The sequence below is a fragment of the Arcicella sp. BE140 genome, from assembly GCF_031456255.1.
GTDB classification, from domain to species: domain Bacteria; phylum Bacteroidota; class Bacteroidia; order Cytophagales; family Spirosomataceae; genus Arcicella; species Arcicella aquatica.
Window position 1 is genome coordinate 88,779 of the sequence record NZ_JAVDUE010000015.1, and the last position, 19,472, is coordinate 108,250.

At 35.0% G+C, this 19,472-nt stretch carries 11 protein-coding genes; 3 read left to right on the forward strand and 8 right to left on the reverse strand.

Annotated elements, in window-relative coordinates; translation table 11 throughout:
- The first annotated feature begins 2 nt into the window (after window positions 1-2).
- On the forward strand, window positions 3-548 hold the full coding sequence (locus J2Y60_RS18885; protein WP_309922484.1) for a CopD family protein: 546 nt from the start codon (window positions 3-5) through the stop codon (window positions 546-548).
- Window positions 549-622: 74 nt separating this feature from the next.
- Here the strand turns inward: J2Y60_RS18885 and J2Y60_RS18890 are convergent, their stop codons facing one another.
- Together J2Y60_RS18890 and J2Y60_RS18895 are read right to left on the reverse strand one after the other, a co-directional pair.
- The gene (locus J2Y60_RS18890; RefSeq protein WP_309922487.1) at window positions 623-2,365 is read right to left on the reverse strand and encodes a RagB/SusD family nutrient uptake outer membrane protein; all 1,743 of its coding nucleotides are present in this window, start codon (window positions 2,363-2,365) and stop codon (window positions 623-625) included.
- A gap of 57 nt (window positions 2,366-2,422) precedes the next feature.
- A complete protein-coding gene (locus J2Y60_RS18895) occupies window positions 2,423-5,698 on the reverse strand; it encodes a TonB-dependent receptor (protein ID WP_309922489.1) in 3,276 nt (1,091 codons plus the stop codon).
- Window positions 5,699-6,214: 516 nt separating this feature from the next.
- Here J2Y60_RS18895 and uvrC point away from each other — a divergent pair.
- Window positions 6,215-8,026 (forward strand): excinuclease ABC subunit UvrC, encoded by a 1,812-nt coding sequence (gene uvrC / locus J2Y60_RS18900; protein WP_309922491.1) that lies wholly within the window; start codon window positions 6,215-6,217, stop codon window positions 8,024-8,026.
- Window positions 8,027-8,063: 37 nt separating this feature from the next.
- On the opposite strand, the gene J2Y60_RS18905 is transcribed toward uvrC, so the two are convergent.
- Window positions 8,064-9,080 carry a GntR family transcriptional regulator gene (locus J2Y60_RS18905; RefSeq protein WP_309922494.1) on the reverse strand — a complete coding sequence of 339 codons (1,017 nt, stop codon included), beginning with the start codon at window positions 9,078-9,080 and terminating at the stop codon, window positions 8,064-8,066.
- A 71-nt stretch (window positions 9,081-9,151) separates the two neighbouring features.
- Complete coding sequence (locus tag J2Y60_RS18910; RefSeq protein ID WP_309922498.1) at window positions 9,152-11,479, reverse strand: transglycosylase domain-containing protein; 2,328 nt, start codon at window positions 11,477-11,479, stop codon at window positions 9,152-9,154.
- A 401-nt stretch (window positions 11,480-11,880) separates the two neighbouring features.
- Here J2Y60_RS18910 and J2Y60_RS18915 point away from each other — a divergent pair, with 401 nt between their 5' ends.
- A complete protein-coding gene (locus tag J2Y60_RS18915) occupies window positions 11,881-12,795 on the forward strand; it encodes a PfkB family carbohydrate kinase (RefSeq protein WP_309922501.1) in 915 nt (304 codons plus the stop codon).
- A 46-nt stretch (window positions 12,796-12,841) separates the two neighbouring features.
- On the opposite strand, the gene J2Y60_RS18920 is transcribed toward J2Y60_RS18915, so the two are convergent.
- The 4 genes from J2Y60_RS18920 to porU all read right to left on the reverse strand — a co-directional run bounded on the left by J2Y60_RS18920 (window position 12,842) and on the right by porU (window position 19,451).
- Window positions 12,842-13,279, reverse strand: a complete 438-nt coding sequence (locus J2Y60_RS18920) for a CBS domain-containing protein (RefSeq protein ID WP_309922504.1) — start codon at window positions 13,277-13,279, stop codon at window positions 12,842-12,844.
- 71 nt (window positions 13,280-13,350) lie between these two features.
- Window positions 13,351-14,628: a pitrilysin family protein gene (locus J2Y60_RS18925; protein ID WP_309922507.1), complete on the reverse strand. Its 1,278-nt coding sequence runs from the start codon at window positions 14,626-14,628 to the stop codon at window positions 13,351-13,353.
- Between the two features lie 132 nt (window positions 14,629-14,760).
- On the reverse strand, window positions 14,761-15,936 hold the full coding sequence (porV, locus tag J2Y60_RS18930) for a type IX secretion system outer membrane channel protein PorV (protein ID WP_309922512.1): 1,176 nt from the start codon (window positions 15,934-15,936) through the stop codon (window positions 14,761-14,763).
- 95 nt (window positions 15,937-16,031) lie between these two features.
- Window positions 16,032-19,451 (reverse strand): type IX secretion system sortase PorU, encoded by a 3,420-nt coding sequence (gene porU / locus J2Y60_RS18935; protein ID WP_309922515.1) that lies wholly within the window; start codon window positions 19,449-19,451, stop codon window positions 16,032-16,034.
- Between the last annotated feature and the right edge of the window lie 21 nt (window positions 19,452-19,472).

Consider the following 19,472-nt stretch of genomic DNA (forward strand, 5'->3'; position numbering starts at 1 on the left):
CAATGGAATATAATCATATTAAAGCAATACATATCATTTTTGTAACGAGTTGGTTCGCTGGGCTTTTTTATTTACCTCGCTTATTTGTTTACCACACTGAAGCAAATGAAAAGCCTGAAGCTGAACGACAAATCTTGCAGAAAGAGTATAAACGAATGCAAAAAGTACTCTTTAATGCCATCATGGTTCCAGCAATGTGGCTGACAATCATAACGGGTACAACAATGATTTACTGGTTATGGTGGGATAGTTTTGCATCACAAAGTTGGCTTCATTTAAAATTAGGTTTTGTTCTAGGCTTAGTAGGTTATCATTTTTACTGTCGAAAATTAATTTTAGAGCTCAGAGAAGACAAATTTCGGTTCACAGGATTTCAGTTAAGATTATTCAATGAAGTAGCTACTATCTTTTTATTTGCCATCGTGTTTATCGTCGTTTTAAAGAATACAGTCGATTGGATTTGGGGAATTATTGGATTAATCATTTTTGCAGTATTGATAATGTCAGCAGTCAGAATTGTTAAATCAATTAGAGAGAAAAAGAAGTAAATTTCGTTTACATTATATAACAAGAAAGGGATGGCAATTGCCATCCCTTTCTTGTTTAAGCTACATTATCAAGATTAATATCCAGGATTTTGTTTTAGGATATCAGCTCCTTGTAAGTCAATTTGTCCTTGTGGAATAGGCAAATATTCATTTTTATTGGCTGTAAATTTAGCACTACCTAATGCTGTAATTAGCTTCTTACCTTCGTAAGTTAAATAAGCATTAATTGTAGGTTCAGCTATACCCCAACGTACAAGATCAAAGAAACGATGCCCTTCACCTGAAAGTTCTAATTTACGTTCAAAGCGAACTGCAGTACGAGCAAGAGCTTTATCAGACCAAACAGCATCATAAGTACCAATTACATAATTTGCTGCTGGTGCTCCATTTTTAGTTACCCATGAAGCCTTGTTGGCAGCTCTAGTCCTAACCATATTTACATATTTACGTGCAGTCTCAAGGCTACCTACTTCAATTTCACACTCTGCCGCCATTAATAAAACATCAGCATATCTAATTACAGTGTGGTTCATTGCTGCATAACCACGTGTCCATGAACTACCGTCAGTTAAAGTTCCTTCTTGAGTTTTGTAATAAATAAACTTCTTAGGAGAATACGGTCCAGCATAAGCTTGGTCACGAATCCAGTCGTATCCTGGATGGTCTTGCCAATCTAAGTATGGAATACCACGACGGCCAATTGAGTGATCTAAACGAGGGTCAACATTTCCTGCATCTATTGTAAATGGTTGAGCAGATTGTAAACCAAAATCTGTTTTCAAAGCGTTAGCATCTGAATTATAAGAACCATCTAACAAAGGTAAACCGTTAGCATCTGTTCTAAATGAGTTTCCAAGCTCAAAAGAAGGTTGGAAAAATCCACAACAGTTACCTGGGCCACTTGAACCTGTATTATAAGGATAGTTTAAGTCATCATCAGAATTTGCATTGTTTACGCTACCTGTATTAGCAGCAGACTGAATAGCAAAAACAGACTCTTCATGATTATCATTTTCAGCATTGAAAATTTGAGCATATTTAGCTACTAAACCGTATTTCTTACCATTAGCAGTTTTACCGTTAGCAATTACTTGGTCAAATAGTGTTTTAGCTTCTGCATATTTTTTCTGATATAAATATGCTTTAGCCAAATAAGATACTGCAGCCCATTTATTTGCTCTACCTGCTGCTGATTGTGTTTCTGGTAAGTTATCTGCTGCATATTTCAAGTCAGCTTCAATTTTAGGCCACAAATCAGCAGTATTAGTTACTTTCTCAACACCTGTACCATAATCTACAGACTCATCAACATACGGAGTGTTGTTGTACAAACGCTTTAATTCAAAATAGTAATGACCTCTTAAAAAACGCGCTTCACCAGCAATACGCTTTTTGTCAGCATCAGTCACGTCAGGTGTTGCTGTAGTTAATGAACGTAAAACGGTATTACATCTTTGAATTCCTTCATATTTTACACCCCATGTTCCACCAACTTCACCGTTTGTAGGTGTTGTATCAAAACGTTGTAATGGGTTAATCGTTGTAAAGTCACCAGAGTTAGTACCTTTATTAGCTTCTCCTCCTAGTACACTTCCCCACACCCAGTTAGAGCTACTTGCTACACGGTTACCTCTACCGTTCAGCATACTATAAGCACCTATCAAAGAGCCTTCTAAACCAGCTTTGGTTGAAAGCTGTGCACCTGCAAGTTGTCCTGTTGGTGGTACCTCTAGGAAACTATCTTTACAGGCAAATACTAATAGCGTCATTAATACTACAGACGTTATCGTTGCTTGATGTTTTATATATTTTCTCATTTTAAAGACATGTTTTATTTTACTAAATACTTTTTTACCAGTTGTTAAAAAGAACAATTAGAATGAAAGATTTAACGCTATATTATAACTTCTAGTGATAGGTACGTTACCAATATCAATACCAAAGTTAGTATCTGCAGCACCACCAATACTTGGGTCAAGACCTTTGTAACCAGTGATTGTAAAAATGTTACTTGCAGAACCACTAATTCTTGCATTTTTCAAACCTATTTTAGACAATGCATTTTTTGGAATATTATATCCAATAGAGATATTTTGCATTCTCATATATGATCCATTTTCTACATAGAATGAGTTAAATTCAGAGTTTGTACTGAAGTTAGAAGCTCCTTCAAAAATAGGTTGATCAGTATTTGTATTGGTTGGAGTCCAAGAATTTTTAACTCTAGCACTAACAGCAGCACCAGTAAATGAAGGATAAAAATCTGTAAACCATTTACTAACGTTAGCAATTTTATTTCCTAAAGAAACAGCTAAGAATGTAGAGAAATCAAACGCTTTGTAAGTAACTCTGAAAGTCATACCTCCAGTAAATGTTGGCACTGGGCTTCCTAAGTAAGTTCTATCGTTAGCATCAATAACGCCATCTGGTACACCTTTTGGTCCACTTACATCAGCATAACGGAAACGACCTGGAGCAGCACCTAATTGAGTTGGAGATTTTGACACTTCCTCTTTAGAATTGAACAACCCTAAAACTTGATAACCATAGAATGAAGACATTGGCTTATCTAATTGGTTACGTACTGGCGTCAAACCGCGGTAAGTACCTCCAGTTAAATAAGAAATATTAGGAGCAAAGCTTGTAATTTTATTATCAAGGAATGAACCTGTTGCAGTTACTTCATAATTCCAATCTTTAGCTATAGCACCACGGTTGATAATTTGAATATCAATACCACGGTTACTTAGCGTACCAACGTTTACAGCTGGTGCTGCTGCATAAGTACCCAATACACCTGGAAGAGGAACACTAAACAAAGCATCTGTAGTTTTTCTTTGCCAGAAGTCTACTGCTAAATCCCATTTACCTTTTAACAATGAGCTTTCAAAACCAACGTTGATTGTTGTATTTGTTTCCCATTTTGCATTAGGGTTACCAATACGACTTTTGTAAAATCCTGATACAGCACTTGTATTACTACCATTAATGTCATAGAATGAGTTACCAACATTAGAAGCAAAAAGACTATATTGGTTATTTGGATCTACTGGATTTGAGTTACCCATTTGTCCCCAACCACCTTTGATTTTTAAATCACTAATCCAAGGAAGGTCTCTCATGAAATCTTCTTTAGAAATACGCCAAGCACCTGAGAACGCAGGGAAAACACCGTATCTACTGTTGATACCAAAACGAGAAGAACCATCGCGACGAACAACCCCAGTAAAATAGTATTTATCATTAAATGAATAATCTAATTGACCAAACATTGATGAAAATGTAACTCCTGAGTTGATATAACTATTAACAATCTTACCTGTTGCAGATACTGTTGTCATAGTGATGTAATCTAAATCAGTAGAGAATGGATTAATACCAGATGCTGAAATACCTCTACCAAAGCCTGTGTTTAAAGCTTCATAACCTCCCAATAATTTGATTTTGTGGTCTCCAAGCTGTTTGAAATAATTGATAGTATTGGTAAATGTCCAGCCAAATTGGTAACCAGAAAATTCATTGTAACCAAAGCTTGCATTATTTTCAGAGTTTTCATACTGCAAACGTGAATACGAATATGAGTATGCATTTGTATATTGACCACCAATACTTGTTTTCAAAAGTAAGTTTGGAATTGGCTCAATTTCTAAGTAGATATTACCGAATCCATTAGCAGTATAACTTTTATCATTCTTAGAACCATCACGTGAAGCAACTGGGTTTCTAGGATTGTTAAAACCTTTAGCGGCAGTACCAGCGTAACCTCCAAATTCATCATAAACAGGAATAATTGGTGGCATTCTAAATGCTGAAAGCACATCACCCTCACCAGCTACAGTGTTTACACCACTTCTATTAGGGTTCAACAAATCGTTATTATCCTGAGCTAATACAGACTTATAGGTAAACTGTAAATTTTCACCAATTCTAACATGTTTAGACAAATCAAATTCTGAGTTAGCTCTGAATGTATAACGTTTGAATTGGTTATAAATCAATATACCTGCTTGCTCTTGAGCAGATAAACCAAAATAATATCTACCATGTTCTGTTCCACCAGAAAAGCCCAAATTGTGTCTTGATATAGGAGCCATTCTAGTAATAGCACCATACCAATCAGTACCAGCTTTATTGGCTTTAACTACTTGATAAATAGCACCTGCATTAGGGTCAACATTGTATTTAGCTTTTTCTGCCGCTAAATCAACCGTACCTATAACACCTGATCTTCCCCCTACGTTAATATAATCAGGTAAAACTGCTGTTGTTCCTGTTCCATATTGAGGGTGACCATAATTTGGTGTTGTACCATCAGCAATCGCTGTGTTACGGATTGCATTCCAAGTCCAATCTGCTTGTTCTTGAGGATTAAGCATTGCTTGTCCTTTACCTGGGTCGGTAACACCATACAATCCATCATAGGTCACTTCCAATGCTCTTGCTTTTTTTGCACCCTTTTTGGTTGTGTAAACAATCACACCATTGGCAGCACGAGCTCCATAGATTGAAGCTGCAGCAGCATCTTTCAAAATAGTTGTGGTTTCAATATCTCCTGGTGCTAAAAAATCTGTTGATTGAACAGGTACACCATCAACAATGTATAGAGGGTTGTTATCTCCAAATGAACCAAAACCGTGAATACGTACTAAACTTGCCGCCCCTGGTTGACCACTTGAAATAACTGTAACCCCAGATGCACGTCCTTGCAATTGTTGCTCAACGTTACCAGAAGGAACAGCTACTAAGTCTTTAGCTTTGATAGTTGATACAGAACCTGTACTTTCTCTTTTTGATGAGCTAGAATAACCGGTTACGATAACCTCGTCAAGTGCAGAAACGTCTTCAGCTAACTTAACGTCTACGTTACTCTGTGTACCCACTTTAACTTCAGTGCTTTTATAGCCAATAGCTGAAATTAACAAAACATCTTTACCTGATTTGAGATTGATTGCAAAACTACCATTTGCATCGGTGGAAACCCCAGTTTGGGTGCCTTTTAGAAGAACCGATACTCCAGGGATTCCCTGGCCATCCGCACCAGTAACTTTTCCTGTTACTCGTCTGTCCTGTGCCATTGTCAAGAACGTACTTAATAAAAAGACGCACGACAAAAGCATACTCTTCCATGTAGAGTAAAATTTTGTGTTCATAATAAAATTGGGTTTTTGATTGAAAAAATTAGATTTTTGGTTGAAAATCCTTGTAAATATATGCTTATTTTAATTCCATAACAAAATGATTATATATATTCTAATAAATTATTTCATTTTAATTTGATGAGGCTACATTCTTAATGTATCATTTTGATAAAATTTATTGTATCATTTTGATACTTTTTATAATTAAAAAAATATTAACCAATATTATTTTAACATTTTATAACTAATTGATTTTCAGTGCATTAAGATTATATATGTTTTTTTAGTATTATATTCTTATTTGTCAAAATAATATTATTTAAGCTATTTTAAATCAATTAAAAAGTTTTTTAGCTATAGAGCGTTACTATTAAAATAATTTAAAAATAAGAAAAATCTATTTTTTTTCTGAGAAGCCAACAAACCCGTACAGCATTTATTTTACAATTTTCTTGTAAAAATCTAAGTAAAATTTTTCCAGAATGGTGGTTGTTTTATTTAGTAAATTTGTACTTTAAATAAAATAATATGGATGAGTTTGATTATAAAAGTGCTTTAGCTAAAGTTCCTGAATTGCCAGGGGTATATAGATATTTCGACGAAGAAGGAACTGTTATTTATGTAGGAAAAGCCAAGAATTTAAAAAATAGAGTAAGTAGTTATTTTGCCAAATCAAATCAGCATGATAGAAAGACCAAACGTTTAGTTAGCCAAATCAGAAATCTTGAATTTACTATTGTTCACACAGAGTTCGATGCCTTACTTTTAGAAAATACCCTTATCAAAAAGTTTCAGCCTAAATATAATATTTTGTTGAGGGATGATAAGATGTACCCCTTCATCTGTGTGACCAATGAGCCTTTCCCAAAAATTATTACTATCAGAAGGGTTGATAAAAAAATGGGGACTTTCTTTGGCCCTTTTGCTAATCAAAAAGCGATGTATGCTATCCTTGAAATGTTTAATCAGCTATACACTTTTCGAACGTGCAATTTGAACCTTAATCATAAAAATATTCAAGACAGAAAATTTAAAGTATGTTTAGAATACCATATTGGGAATTGTAAAGGCCCCTGCGAAGGATTACAAACTGAAAAAGATTATCTTAAGGAAATAGACCAAGCTAAGAATATTTTGAAAGGTAATATGAGCCTTCCTAAGCAATATTTTGAAGAGAAAATGCAAGAAGCTGCCTCTAAGCTGGCCTTTGAAGAAGCACAGGAGTTTAAAGAAAAATTGGCTTATCTTGTTAACTTTCAGAGTAAATCAACGGTGGTCAATCCTAATATCAGGGATGTTGATGTATTTTCAATTGTTTCGGACGAAAATGCTTTCTATTTTAATTTCATGAAAGTATTGAATGGCTTTATTACGCAGACTCAGTCGTTAGAAGTAAAGAAAAAGTTGGATGAAACCGATGAAGATATATTGACTATGATGGTATGGGAAATGCGTGATAAGTATGAAAGCGAAGCGAAAGAGGTAATTACGAATATTCCTTTATCAGTTGAGTTGAAAGGGGTTGAAAATACCATTCCGCAAATTGGAGATAAGAAAAAGCTTTTGGAGATGTCTTTGAAAAATGTGTTGTACTTCAAGAAAGAAAAGGCCGACCGACAAGCATCTGAGGAAAGTGCAGGTGATGCAAAAATGAGGATTTTACTTACCTTAAAGAATGACTTGCAATTAAAGTCAATCCCACGCCATATCGAGTGCTTTGATAACTCTAATATTCAAGGCACCAATCCTGTATCGGCAATGGTGTGCTTTAAGAATGGAATACCCTCTAAAAAAGACTATCGACATTTTACTCCCAAAACAGTTGAAGGGCCTAATGATTTTGCTACCATGAACGAAGTAGTTACGCGGAGGTATTCAAGGTTACTTCAGGAAGAAGCAGATTTACCTGATTTGATTATTATAGATGGTGGCAAAGGACAGTTAAGTGCTTCGGCAGATGCATTGAAAAACTTAGGACTCTATGGAAAAATTCCGATTATTGGTATAGCCAAACGACTAGAAGAAATTTATTTCCCTGAGGATAGTATTCCACTATATATTGATAAAAAGTCGGAATCACTCAAGTTAATACAACGTCTTCGTGATGAAGCTCATAGATTTGGTATTACGAAACACAGAGATAAGCGTTCTAAAAACTTTATTATTAGTCAATTAGAAAGCATTGATGGTATCGGGAAAAATACAGCCGAAAAACTATTGAAGCACTTTGGTACAGTAAGTAATATTTATAAGGCTACTTCTGAGGATTTAGAAACCCTATTAGGCAAAGCAAAAGCTTTAAAATTAAAAGAGCAATTAAAAGTAATTAACGATCAATAATGGTAGTCTTTATAACATCATTCTTCTATGGATGATGTTATAAGGAACCTCTTACGATTAGTGAACTTGCGCTAGCAATCTTTCCTTTTTGTCTATTATGCACCATTCTTCCAACCATTTTCCCCATCTGAACAAAGTCATTTGAGATAGTAGTAATACCATTTTCAGCTAAGATTTCTTTAATCGGTGTATCATCATAAGAAAGTAAGCCTATCTCCTCTCCTAGTTTCAACTGTTTTTTATGGGTATAATTAACAAAGCGAACCAAGTCATTCTCTAAAAAAAGTATGTATGCGTGTCCTTTCTGAAGGTTTTCAACATCGAGGTTATCTACTACTTCGCCTATTACGTTGTGTGCTTCACAGAATTTACTAAACCCTTTTATAATGCCTTTAGGCGTATACTGAAACTGGTTTTTACTCAAGAACAATGTTAAACTTTCGTATTTATTCAACATAGGAATCGCTTCTGTAAGTCCCTGATAAAAGTTCTGCTCAAAATCTTGGTATAAAACTGCATATTCTTCATCCAGTTGCTCGACATCAATATCTAAAATCAATAATTTGTCTTTAGATATTTGCGTAACAATATCCGATACATCCTCATTAAAGTGAGGCATGATAATATAGAAATTATAATTACCAATATTATTAATAATTACGTTTTCAAAAACTTTCAAATCGTGATAATGAAAAAACAAATCAATAGAAACATTTTCTCCTAGTGCCTCTTTCATGGCATGGAAAAGTACTTCTTTGTAAGAGTTCATGGCATCAAAAAGCACAAAAACGTGCATGGAAGCCTGAATATTAGTTGAAGCAACATAATATCCCTTGCCATGCTGTGCAGCCACAATGCCTCTTTCTCGAAGCTCTTCATAGGCTCGAATTACTGTCATCCTAGCAACACCCAAAGACGCCGTAATATCATTAATTGTCGGGAGTTGGTCACCTCTTTTTAAAACTCCTTGTTGGATTCTCTCAATGATTTCATCTACAATTTGTTGATATTTTGGTTTTTGAGCTTTAGGCTCGATTTGTAATTTATTTTTCATTGATGGGGTTTAATCGACAATTTTTACACTCATTCTCTCTCCAAAATTAAATGAATCGAAAATTCAAGATTTTATTTCAAAAAGCCTTCTTCTTCTTTGGGTTTAGCAGTAGGCATTTGTACTTGCGTTGAATCTACGGTATAAGAGTTACACCCTAAATCTGCCCCGTCAGGTTTTTTGAAAGGTTCTTTCTTAAAACCTGCTATTGCCAAAGACTGGTCAGCATATACTTTATCCATAAAATTAGCATAAGCAGGCATAGCCATTTTTGCTCCTTGCCCAAGTGCCAAGCTTCTAAAGTGAATACTTCTATCGTCGCCACCTACCCAAACACCAGCTACTAAGTTTTGAGTAACCCCCATAAACCAACCATCTGAGTAATTAGATGTAGTACCTGTTTTTGCTCCAATATCGTTGCCTTGTGCACAGTTATATCTGTTCAATCCTTGAGCCGTTCCGCCTGATTCTTGCACAGCCCCTTTTAACATATAAGTCATTTTGTAGGCTAAATCAGCACTAATTACTTGCTTGGTAGTAGTTTCAAAACGTCTTAATTCATTCCCGTTTTTATCTTCAATACTCAAAATCATGATAGGTTCAATACGATAGCCTTGGTTGATAAAAGTACTATAGGCTGCCACTTGTTCATATACCGAAACCTCGCTAGCACCCAAACATAAAGCAGGAACTTCCATCAAACTACTCTGAATACCCACCCTGTTGGCAAATTCTGCTATTTTTCTTGCTCCTAACAATTTCATTAATTTAGCAGCAACCGAGTTAATTGAAAGCCCCATGGCATGTCGAAGTGGCATTGAAGCATAAGAATAACTACCTGTAGAGTTTTGTGGTGTCCAAGGTCTGTCTATTCCATCTTCCGGGCCAAAAGTTACTGGTTCATCAACTACATTTTCACACAAACTTACCGCATCATTTTCAAGAGCACTCGCATACACAAATGGTTTGAAAGTAGAGCCCGGTTGGCGTTTACTTTGTCTTACGTGATCAAACTTAAAATATTTAAAATTTATTCCTCCTACCCAAGCTTTGATATGTCCATCGTTGGGATTCATCGCCATGAATCCACAATTCAAGATTCTTTTGTAGTAACTCATAGAATCAAGGGGTGATAAAGTAGTATCTCTATCTCCTTGCCAAGAAAACACCGTCATTTTCACAGGTGTTTTCAATACCTTCCAAACAGCCTCTTCATCTCCATCCAATTCTTCCATCAATGCTTTATAACGCTGAGTACGTTTCATCGCACTTTTCAAGAACCCTTTGATTTCATGCATTCTTTCATCAACCCACGGGTTTCTGCCTTTCCAATGTGCATAAAACAACTTTTGCTCAGCCTTCATGTGGTCTTCTAAAGATGTTTGAGCATAGGTCTGTATTCTTGAATCAATGGTCGTATGAATCCTCAAGCCACTGGTATATAGGTTCAACTGGTCGTCATCGTCTCTGGTTGAATTAATATCAGCAATAATCTCTTGTAATTGTTTTTTTAACGCTTCACGGAAATAAGGAGCCTGTCCTGTGTTCTGATTTTCCACCTTAAATTTCAACTCCAAGGGTTCGTTTTGCAAGGATAGCATCTCTCCATCCGATAGATGCTCATATTTATTCATCTGACTTAGCACAACGTTTCGACGAACAAGACATCTTTCTGGATGACGACGAGGATCGTACATAACTGGGTTTTGTAGCATTCCTACCAAAGTTGCGGCTTCTTTTACCGACACATTTCCGACACTTTTCCCAAAGTATGTTTTACATGCCACTCTAATTCCATAAGCATTATTTCCAAACTCTACTTCGTTTAAATACATCTTAAGTATTTCTTGTTTGGTATAACGACTTTCTAAACGAATGGCTAAAATCCATTCCTTAGTTTTAGCAATTATCGTTCTGACTAATGGGATTTTCGCTAGCAATCCTTTATAGCTTGGGCCCTCCTCAGTTGGGTCTAGCCTACGTGTATCAAAAAGGTTTTTGGCTAATTGCTGTGAAAGCGTACTTCCTCCGCCAGCTCTACCAAAATGTGTTATAACCCTGAAAGTACTTCTTAAATCAATCCCAGAGTGCTGTGTAAAACGAGCATCCTCTGTTGAAATTAAAGCATTGATGATATTAGGAGAAAGCTCTTCATATTCAATCGGCGAGCGGTTTTCACGGAAATATTTTTCTAATTCTACACCATCTTCAGAAATCAAAACAGAGGCAATCTGACTCTTTGGGTTTTCTAGTTCTTGTAAACTAGGCATCCCGCCAAAAAGCCATAAGAAGTTATATTGAACAGCAAAGATATAGAGTATAAAAGCAACAAAACCAATAATCGACAGCCTCCATAGCCGTATAATTATTTGTTTGTATTTACCAGTTTGAAGTTGAATCATGGGTAATTTTCAATAAAGATTTATAAAAGGATTATATTTAAGTGGTAACAAACTTAAACCTACAAACTCTTTAAGATATGAACGAGCATTGATATTAAATTAACTATCTTACAAATTTAAAAATTAAATATTGAATTCCTGCAAATACCTGCACTTTAGCCAATTGTAAAATCGTATTCTTGTTGCAGAGAACGTCTTGGTTTTTTAAAAATTGTAAAAGAGATGATTTCCTTTTACGGTTTTTATCAATATACAATATTTTGATAGTTTTATATGAAATTTACACAAGCATTTCTGCGGATTTTTATCCTTCAAATACCAACTTTATAAATAACGTCTATATATAAACACTTGAAAAGTCGTAAATTGCATGATTATTTCAATATTCTAAAATATTCTAAATGAGTTTATTAGCAATTGGTTCGGTAGCATTTGATGCCCTCGAAACACCCTACGGCAAAACAGACAAAATCATCGGTGGTGCAGGAACATATATTTCTTTGTCTGCCTCTTACTTCAAAATTCCCGTAAACCTTGTAGCGGTTGTAGGCGAAGATTTCCCACAAGAATATATTCAACTTCTTGAAAGTAAAGAAATTGACACTACTGGATTACAAATAAAAAAAGGAGAAAAAACTTTCTTTTGGTCTGGTCGTTACCACAACAACATGAATTCTCGTGATACTTTAGTTACTGAATTAAATGTTTTAGGCACTTTCGACCCTATTATTCCAGAACAATACCAAGACTGCCAATACCTAATGTTGGGTAATTTGACTCCGGCAGTACAGATAACAGTCATCGAACGTTTGGCAAAACGCCCGAAATTAATTGTAATGGATACAATGAATTTTTGGATGGATATTGCGATGGATGATTTGAAGAAAGTACTTACCATGATTGATGTACTTTGTATCAATGATGAGGAGGCACGTCAACTTTCGGGTGATTATTCTTTAAGAACAGCTGCCAAAACGATTATGGCAATGGGTCCTAAAACATTAATTATCAAAAAAGGAGAACACGGAGCTTTGCTTTTCCAAGGTGATAAATTATTCTTCTGTCCAGCGTTGGTACTAGAACAAGTATTTGACCCAACTGGTGCTGGAGATACTTTTGTTGGGGGCTTTATTGGCTATTTAGCTAAAACTGACGACATCAGCTTTGAAAATATGAAAAGAGCCATTGTACATGGCTCGGCAATGGCATCATTCTGTGTAGAGAAATTTGGTACAGAAAGAATTGTTGACCTGAGCAATGAAGAACTTACTTCACGTATCAATGAATTTAAAGATTTAGCTGGATTTGATATTTAGGCTTTTTCGGATTACTAGATTGGTATCGTCTAGTAATCCGACTCCTTCACATTCCTCCGCCAGATATAAAGTTTTGTAAATGACTAATCGTTGCTTTTTGGTCTTCAATAATATATCGCACCACGTCCCCCATCGAAACAATTCCTACTACGTGTTTCTCTGCAATGACAGGTAGATATCGAATATGTCTTTCTGACATTATCTCCATACACTTTTCAATAGAATCTTCAAATTTTACAGAGGGACATTCTGATTCCATGATTTCTGATACCAAAGTATCATTAGAATGTTTTCCTTTGACTATTACTTTCTGAGCATAATCTCGTTCAGTGAGTATTCCTACAAACTCATCTTGATTGTATACTACCAGTGCCCCTATATTTTTTTGGGCCATAATCTCAAGTGCCTCATAAACAGTTTTAGAAGCATCAATGACAGTAACAGTATTTCCTTTGTGATAAATAAGATTAGATACTCTTTTCATAGCTTTATTTATTTTGTTATAATGCTATAATTTAGCGAAAAAATCCTAAATAACAAAATCAAAAAGTCAATTTATTTTCCGCCCACTACTATTTCATCTAAAGAATTTATCGATAAATGTTGATTTGCTACTTCCATAACCATCTCAGCATTAACCGCTTGGATATTTTGGATATAACAATCATAAAAATCAGTAGGAAGGTCCTCCGAAAAAATAACCTTATAACGGTCTGAAATATCAAAGGGTGTATTCAAAGACCCCGCAAATGAACCAATCATATAGTTTTTTACAACCTCTAGCTCATCGGCATCTATCAACTCCTTCTGAAGTATTGTTATTTCTTTATAGATTTCATCTATTGTAAGTTGTGTGTATTCCTTTTTAACATCCGTTCCAATCACGAAATAACCTGCCTGTGTAAAAGGAGCGATATTTGAAGAAATACCATAGGTAAGCCCTTTTTCTTCACGAATGTTCTTCATTAATCTTGAGCCAAAATACCCACCCAAGGCCTCATTTAAAACCAGCATTTTAAAATAATCTGGATGCTTTCGAGTCATCATCTGTTTCCCTATTCTAATAGACGACTGTATGCTTTCTTCTCTCTCTATCAATATTTGCTTCTTTTCAGGTAGTTGTGCATTACTCAATTGTCTTTTATCACCCTCCTGCACTTTAATATCTCCAAAAAAGGCTTCTATTAGCTTTACTTCGTTTGCTGTTATTTTTCCTGATAAAAATATTCGTGGCTTTTTATTTAGCCAAAAGTTTTGATAGAATTCCACTAATGAAGCTCGACTAATTGCATTGATAGCCTCTTCATCCAAAGATTTTCCGTATGGATGGTTATCTCCAAATATGGTATTTCTAAAAATTTTATTGGCTAAAAACGAAGTTTTTTCAGCGTTTACTGCTAATGTTTGTAATTGTATTTTTTTGAATTTCAATAATTCATCCTCAGGGAAAGTAGCATTATTGAGTACTTCCTGTACCATTGGTAAAAGCTCTGGCAAATACTTTGCTAACCCATAAACGGTAATATTTGCTCTATCAAGTCCATGACCAAATTCTATGAATGCTCCGAATTGATCAAAAAAAGCACTTATCTGTGAAGATGAATATTTCGCTGTTCCTTCTCCAAGCATTTTGGCTGTAAAAAATGATACGCCATTTTCTTTTTCATACCAATTACCTGCATCAAAGCTAATTTCGAGCTTTACTACAGGTTGTTCCCCAACACTAATATAATGCAACGGGATGCCATTGGATAAGAAAATGCTTTCAATTTTGGGGATATTTACTTGCTGAATAGTTTGATAATCTGGATTTTTTACTCTATCTACAATCATTTCTTATTATGCTATTTTTTAATTGGGCTTTATAAATGTTCATAGGTGTAGGCTAATATTTTAAACTAAAAAAAATGACATCTCGTTCGAGATGCCATTTTTTCTATACTTGTGATAATATTTTATACAAAATTATTTCGTTGTTGTCGTTGCCACTTTTGGTGCTGAATTAAACGTAGCATGTAAGCTTAGTCTAAGTGTTTGTGCCAATGCATTTCCACTTGTTACTGGAATTAAGTATGCAAAATCTAATCCAAATTTCTTTTCTAATTTTACACCAAAGCCAGCTGTAAAATACTTACGATTACCTTTATAAGCATCTTCATAATAATATCCTCCTCTTAGTGCAAATAAGTCATTGTATAAATATTCTGCTCCTAAAGAAAGGTTGATTTCCTTAATTTCTTCACTGAATCCGTCTGGTGCATCAGTAAATGAGCCTAAAATACCGCCAATCGCTGTTTCTGGTTGTTGTAAAACACCATTAACTTTTTTTGGAGTAGGCACCATCAATTTGTTAATATCCATTGTCAATGTCAACTTGTTGTGCTGATCAATCGTGTTGATAGCGGCAAAACCTGCTTTCAAATTAGTTGGAATAAAGTTAGATTCTGATAAGCCATAAGAAACACGACCTGAAATATTTTGAATCATTACACCCCAGTTATAATTCCAAGGCTTATCTCTTTTTGATGTATGGAACAAACCAATGTCCGCAGCAACTGTAGATTCGTTCTGTACAACAATCGCATTAGCTGTAATTGGGAACAACTGAGAATTGATGTATTTTACATTTACACCAAGCCCAAGTTTTTCAGATAATTTACGAGAATAAGAAGCTGAGATTGAATATTCTTTTGAAGAAAAATCTCCTAAAGAGTTTCCAATACCGTCAGTAGCTTGAAATTTACCTTGATCAAAATAATGAATTGATATTCCTAGCGCTTGATTCGCTTGAATTTTCTTATAAAAACTAGCATTCAAAAGTCCCATATCATTAACCAACTGGCGTAACCATGGAGTGTATGATACAGAAACAGCCATATCTTTACCAGAAAAAGGGATTTTTCCTGGATTCCAAAAAATACTATTTGCGTCGCCATCACCTGGTGAAAGAGCTACACCTGCATCTCCCATTGCTGCTGAGCGAGCATCAGGAGTAATGATTAAAGATTGAATAGCTGGAGACGGTGCATTACTAAAAGTTGTTTGAGTCGGATTTGTGGTTTGAGCAAAGACGTTCACAGCGGGCACTGTTAATCCAAACAACAGGGTCACTCTAAGAGCGCTGGTAATTTTTTTAATCATTGTCTTTAAGGTTAAAGTTTCTTGGAACGAGGCATATCAAAAGTACTCAATAAACCTTTTTTTACAAAATTTATCCAAATATTCTTTGCTGAAAATTATTTTAACGAGATAATCTTGCCACTTCCATTTGCTTGATACCCAGTTGTTAGTGACTTTACAAAAATACGATAAAAGTAATTACCAGTTACATTTGAAACAGAATCTTCTACAATATTCCATGAAATTTTATTAAATGGTGTGCTTACTTGGTAAGCATTTTCTTTTATTTGTTTAATTAGATGCCCAAAAGTATCAAAAATTTCTATAATTACATTAAAATCATCTCCTTCTTGATTGTGTTCAAAACTGAAAGTAGTTTTTTCACTTGTAGGATTTGGGAAACAAAATACATTTTTTAATCTATTCTGACTTTCAGCATTGACTCTGAATCGTAACGACGACTCTGTTGAATTATTATTGGTATCCCAAACTTTTAATTTTAATTGATGTTCCCCTGCAATTAAGTTCTTGATTTGATACTTTATTTGTCCGCTTCTATAATCATCCTTATTAGCAATAAAGTATTGATTGACAATTATTTTAAGCGTATCATCAACGGTTAGTAATAGTTCATGTCCCAATCCTTCGCTGGCAATATTAATACCATTTTCATCAGCAATATTAGCAAAAAAAATTGGACTCTCGTTAGTCAAACCTCCATCAACAAAAGATAAATCATTCAAATACAGTTTTGCACTTGGCGGCGTATTGTCTTGTTCCAAACGATTATCTGCTCCTCCTATCATAGGGTTCAATGCACCCGATGCATCGAGTAGTCCATCAGTAGTTTGGGCATACATAAAAATTTTGCCTTCCCCTAGCTGGTAATTAATATCTTTTGGAACAACAAAAGTACTGGTAAAGCTTCCATTCAAAACGCTTACTTCTCCTTTAAATAAAATATTAGTAAAATCTTGATAATTGAACTTTAAGCCCTTATTACCCTTGGTCGAAATACTTTTTTCTTTATCATAAACTGTAATAACAGCTTTTCCGCTAAATGTATTTATCTTTGTCTGGGTTCCTAGCTGTCTTATTTCGCCTTCAATTGTCACTTTGCTTTGGGCTTTTAAAGTATCTGCTTTGGCTATTTCTTTTCCATTTATTTTCACAAAAGACACTTCATATTCTGGATAAGCTAATTTCATCGATGGGTCACCCAATAATGAAAAATTTCTATTCAGTACTCCCTGCAAGCTATTGTTTTTTGTAGAAACCATTACATCCCCTAATCTTGGCATTACTCCATTGATAGGTGTAAAAACAGCTTGGTAAAAAGCTTGATTAATAAAAAAATTAGTGTTCTGATAAACTGGTCGTGTGGTCGTTAATAAGGCGATTGCCCCGCCATTTGGATTAAGAATTGATAACTCGGCTCCTGAAATCTGATTAGGGTCATCAAACCTCCCAAATTGACACGTTGCTGTAAGCATCAAGGGCATATTATTAAAATTTGTCCACGACTGTATATCTTTTAATGTCAATATCTGTTCGTCAGTCCAGCCAGTTTCAGCCCCATGTCCATTATAATTCACAATTAACGACCCTTGCTGAAAAGCTTGGTTAAGTGCATTATTGGCCAATGGCGACCGCTGTCCTTCGGGTAAAGAAATCAAAGGGAACGCATCTAAATAAATTTTTCCTGTTTGATAAGCGGGCGAAAATATGTTTACCATAGTAGCAAAAGCCTCTGCATCTTGCTGGTGAATGTTTCCATCATCATCGTCAGCCACAAAAGCTAGCTTGCTTCGCCATTGCCCAATTGTATTTTTGTTTGTACCATAGTTTATCAACTTATCTACTATCTGCTTGGCTTCTTCTACATTCTTTACAGGCAATCTGCCTATCCCAATTTCAAGGGTATGATTACCTGCTTGGTTCTCCGTCCATTCACCTTCATTATCTTGCAAAAAGCCAAAGTAATCATCTGAAGAATAGCTGAAAATAGGGTGTAAAGATTCCCTGCTCTCATAAGTAGGTATTAAAATTGCCTTGGTTTCATCATTAATTACGTTTAGCCTTTTCTTATAATCATAAGAAGCATCTCCAAAAAGTAATAAATATTTTATGGTATCAGGCTTTTTTTGATAAAGACTCCTTAAAAAATCTCTGATGGCAGATATATCTTGTTTCCCTGAAGAGTATTCGTTATAAATTTCTTCTGGGGATACCACCAATACTGATAATTTATCATGCTCTCTTCTAAAATCTGCCAGACGTGAGGCTTGGGTTTTCAAAAGTGGTGAGCTTACTATTACTAAATTAGGAACATCAATATTATGCAAATTTTGATTATTAATCTTCTGAGTCGATACTGGAACAAGAAAATCAGTATTACTAAAAATGATAAATTCTCTGAGTATTTGGCTAGTAACACCAAAGTTTACGGATTGATTTTGTAAAGAATATACCTGATTTTGTACTTGTAGTGGATTAGTAATATCCCAAATCCTAAAGGTAGCCGTGGGCTTTTCGATTACATAATTTACGGTTGGATAATTTACACTTTCAATAGCCCTAAAAATCGTCTGTTGATTATATAACTTCAACGCTCTTTTTGTCTGAATACCTAAATAATTTAAGTATCCTACGCCATAAGTGAGTGTCTTTTTATCATAGGTCAGGCCTATTCTAAAGGCATCTGTACTCGCAAAAGCACTGCCACTAATAGTAAAGCTTTTTGTGGCACTGAATCCTTTATAATCGTATCGGTCACTTCCTATTGCCGACATGGCCATTCTGCCCAAATCCTGCTCGTTGGCTCTTACAACAAAATCTGTTTGCCCGTAAGCTGCTACTGCTGCCGAACAAGTTATGTTTACCATTGAATTAGCTATAATTCCGGGAAGATTAAAAGCAAAAATTTGTTCATTCGTTCCCGAAAATTCTTCTCCAAACCATTCTCTGCCAGAACCAGCAAAAGGGGCTTGTGCCAAAATATTTTTTTGATCTACTTCATGAAAAACGTAATCATCGAATGTTGAGATATTGTTCGTAGCTACTACAGAGGCTTGGTCTTTTATTCTTAATCCTTTGGTTTCAGCAAGGGTTAAAAAATAAAATGTAGTATCAGCATAAATATTGAATTGGTGTTTTAATGAGCCAGTTGCAGCATCATAATAGGTCTTATGCGGGCTTTGTCCATAGAAAAGAATAAAATCTTGGGCATCAAACTTTCCGTCGGCTTCTCCTTCAATATAAATATTATTTTCAGTCAAATCAACAGCCCTATCCTGTAAATTGCTTTGGGGTAGCATTCCGCCACCATTGCCAAAGAGTTGAATATTTTGAGGATTGATTTTAGCTAAATCAAAGCCATTGCGTTGTAGGAACTCAGCATCTAATCGGTAAACCCCGTTATTTTTTACCCCAATTTTTATCCAGTTACCTTTTGCCAATACTGAATTTTGAGCATAGTTTTTTAAAGGCAAAAAGAAAAGGAAAAATAGAATACTATTTATAAGTGATTTTTTCAAAACTACATTTTTTTCTTTATT

Excerpts from the sequence above, each read along its gene's own strand:
- J2Y60_RS18915 (WP_309922501.1), top strand. The coding sequence starts at position 11,881 with ATGAGTTTATTAGCAATTGGTTCGGTAGCATTTGATGCCCTCGAAACA.
- J2Y60_RS18925 (WP_309922507.1), bottom strand. The coding sequence starts at position 14,628 with ATGATTGTAGATAGAGTAAAAAATCCAGATTATCAAACTATTCAGCAA.
- J2Y60_RS18905 (WP_309922494.1), bottom strand. The coding sequence starts at position 9,080 with ATGAAAAATAAATTACAAATCGAGCCTAAAGCTCAAAAACCAAAATAT.
- J2Y60_RS18920 (WP_309922504.1), bottom strand. The coding sequence starts at position 13,279 with ATGAAAAGAGTATCTAATCTTATTTATCACAAAGGAAATACTGTTACT.
- porV (WP_309922512.1), bottom strand. The coding sequence starts at position 15,936 with ATGATTAAAAAAATTACCAGCGCTCTTAGAGTGACCCTGTTGTTTGGA.
- J2Y60_RS18890 (WP_309922487.1), bottom strand. The coding sequence starts at position 2,365 with ATGAGAAAATATATAAAACATCAAGCAACGATAACGTCTGTAGTATTA.
- J2Y60_RS18885 (WP_309922484.1), top strand. The coding sequence starts at position 3 with ATGGAATATAATCATATTAAAGCAATACATATCATTTTTGTAACGAGT.
- J2Y60_RS18895 (WP_309922489.1), bottom strand. The coding sequence starts at position 5,698 with ATGAACACAAAATTTTACTCTACATGGAAGAGTATGCTTTTGTCGTGC.
- uvrC (WP_309922491.1), top strand. The coding sequence starts at position 6,215 with ATGGATGAGTTTGATTATAAAAGTGCTTTAGCTAAAGTTCCTGAATTG.
- J2Y60_RS18910 (WP_309922498.1), bottom strand. The coding sequence starts at position 11,479 with ATGATTCAACTTCAAACTGGTAAATACAAACAAATAATTATACGGCTA.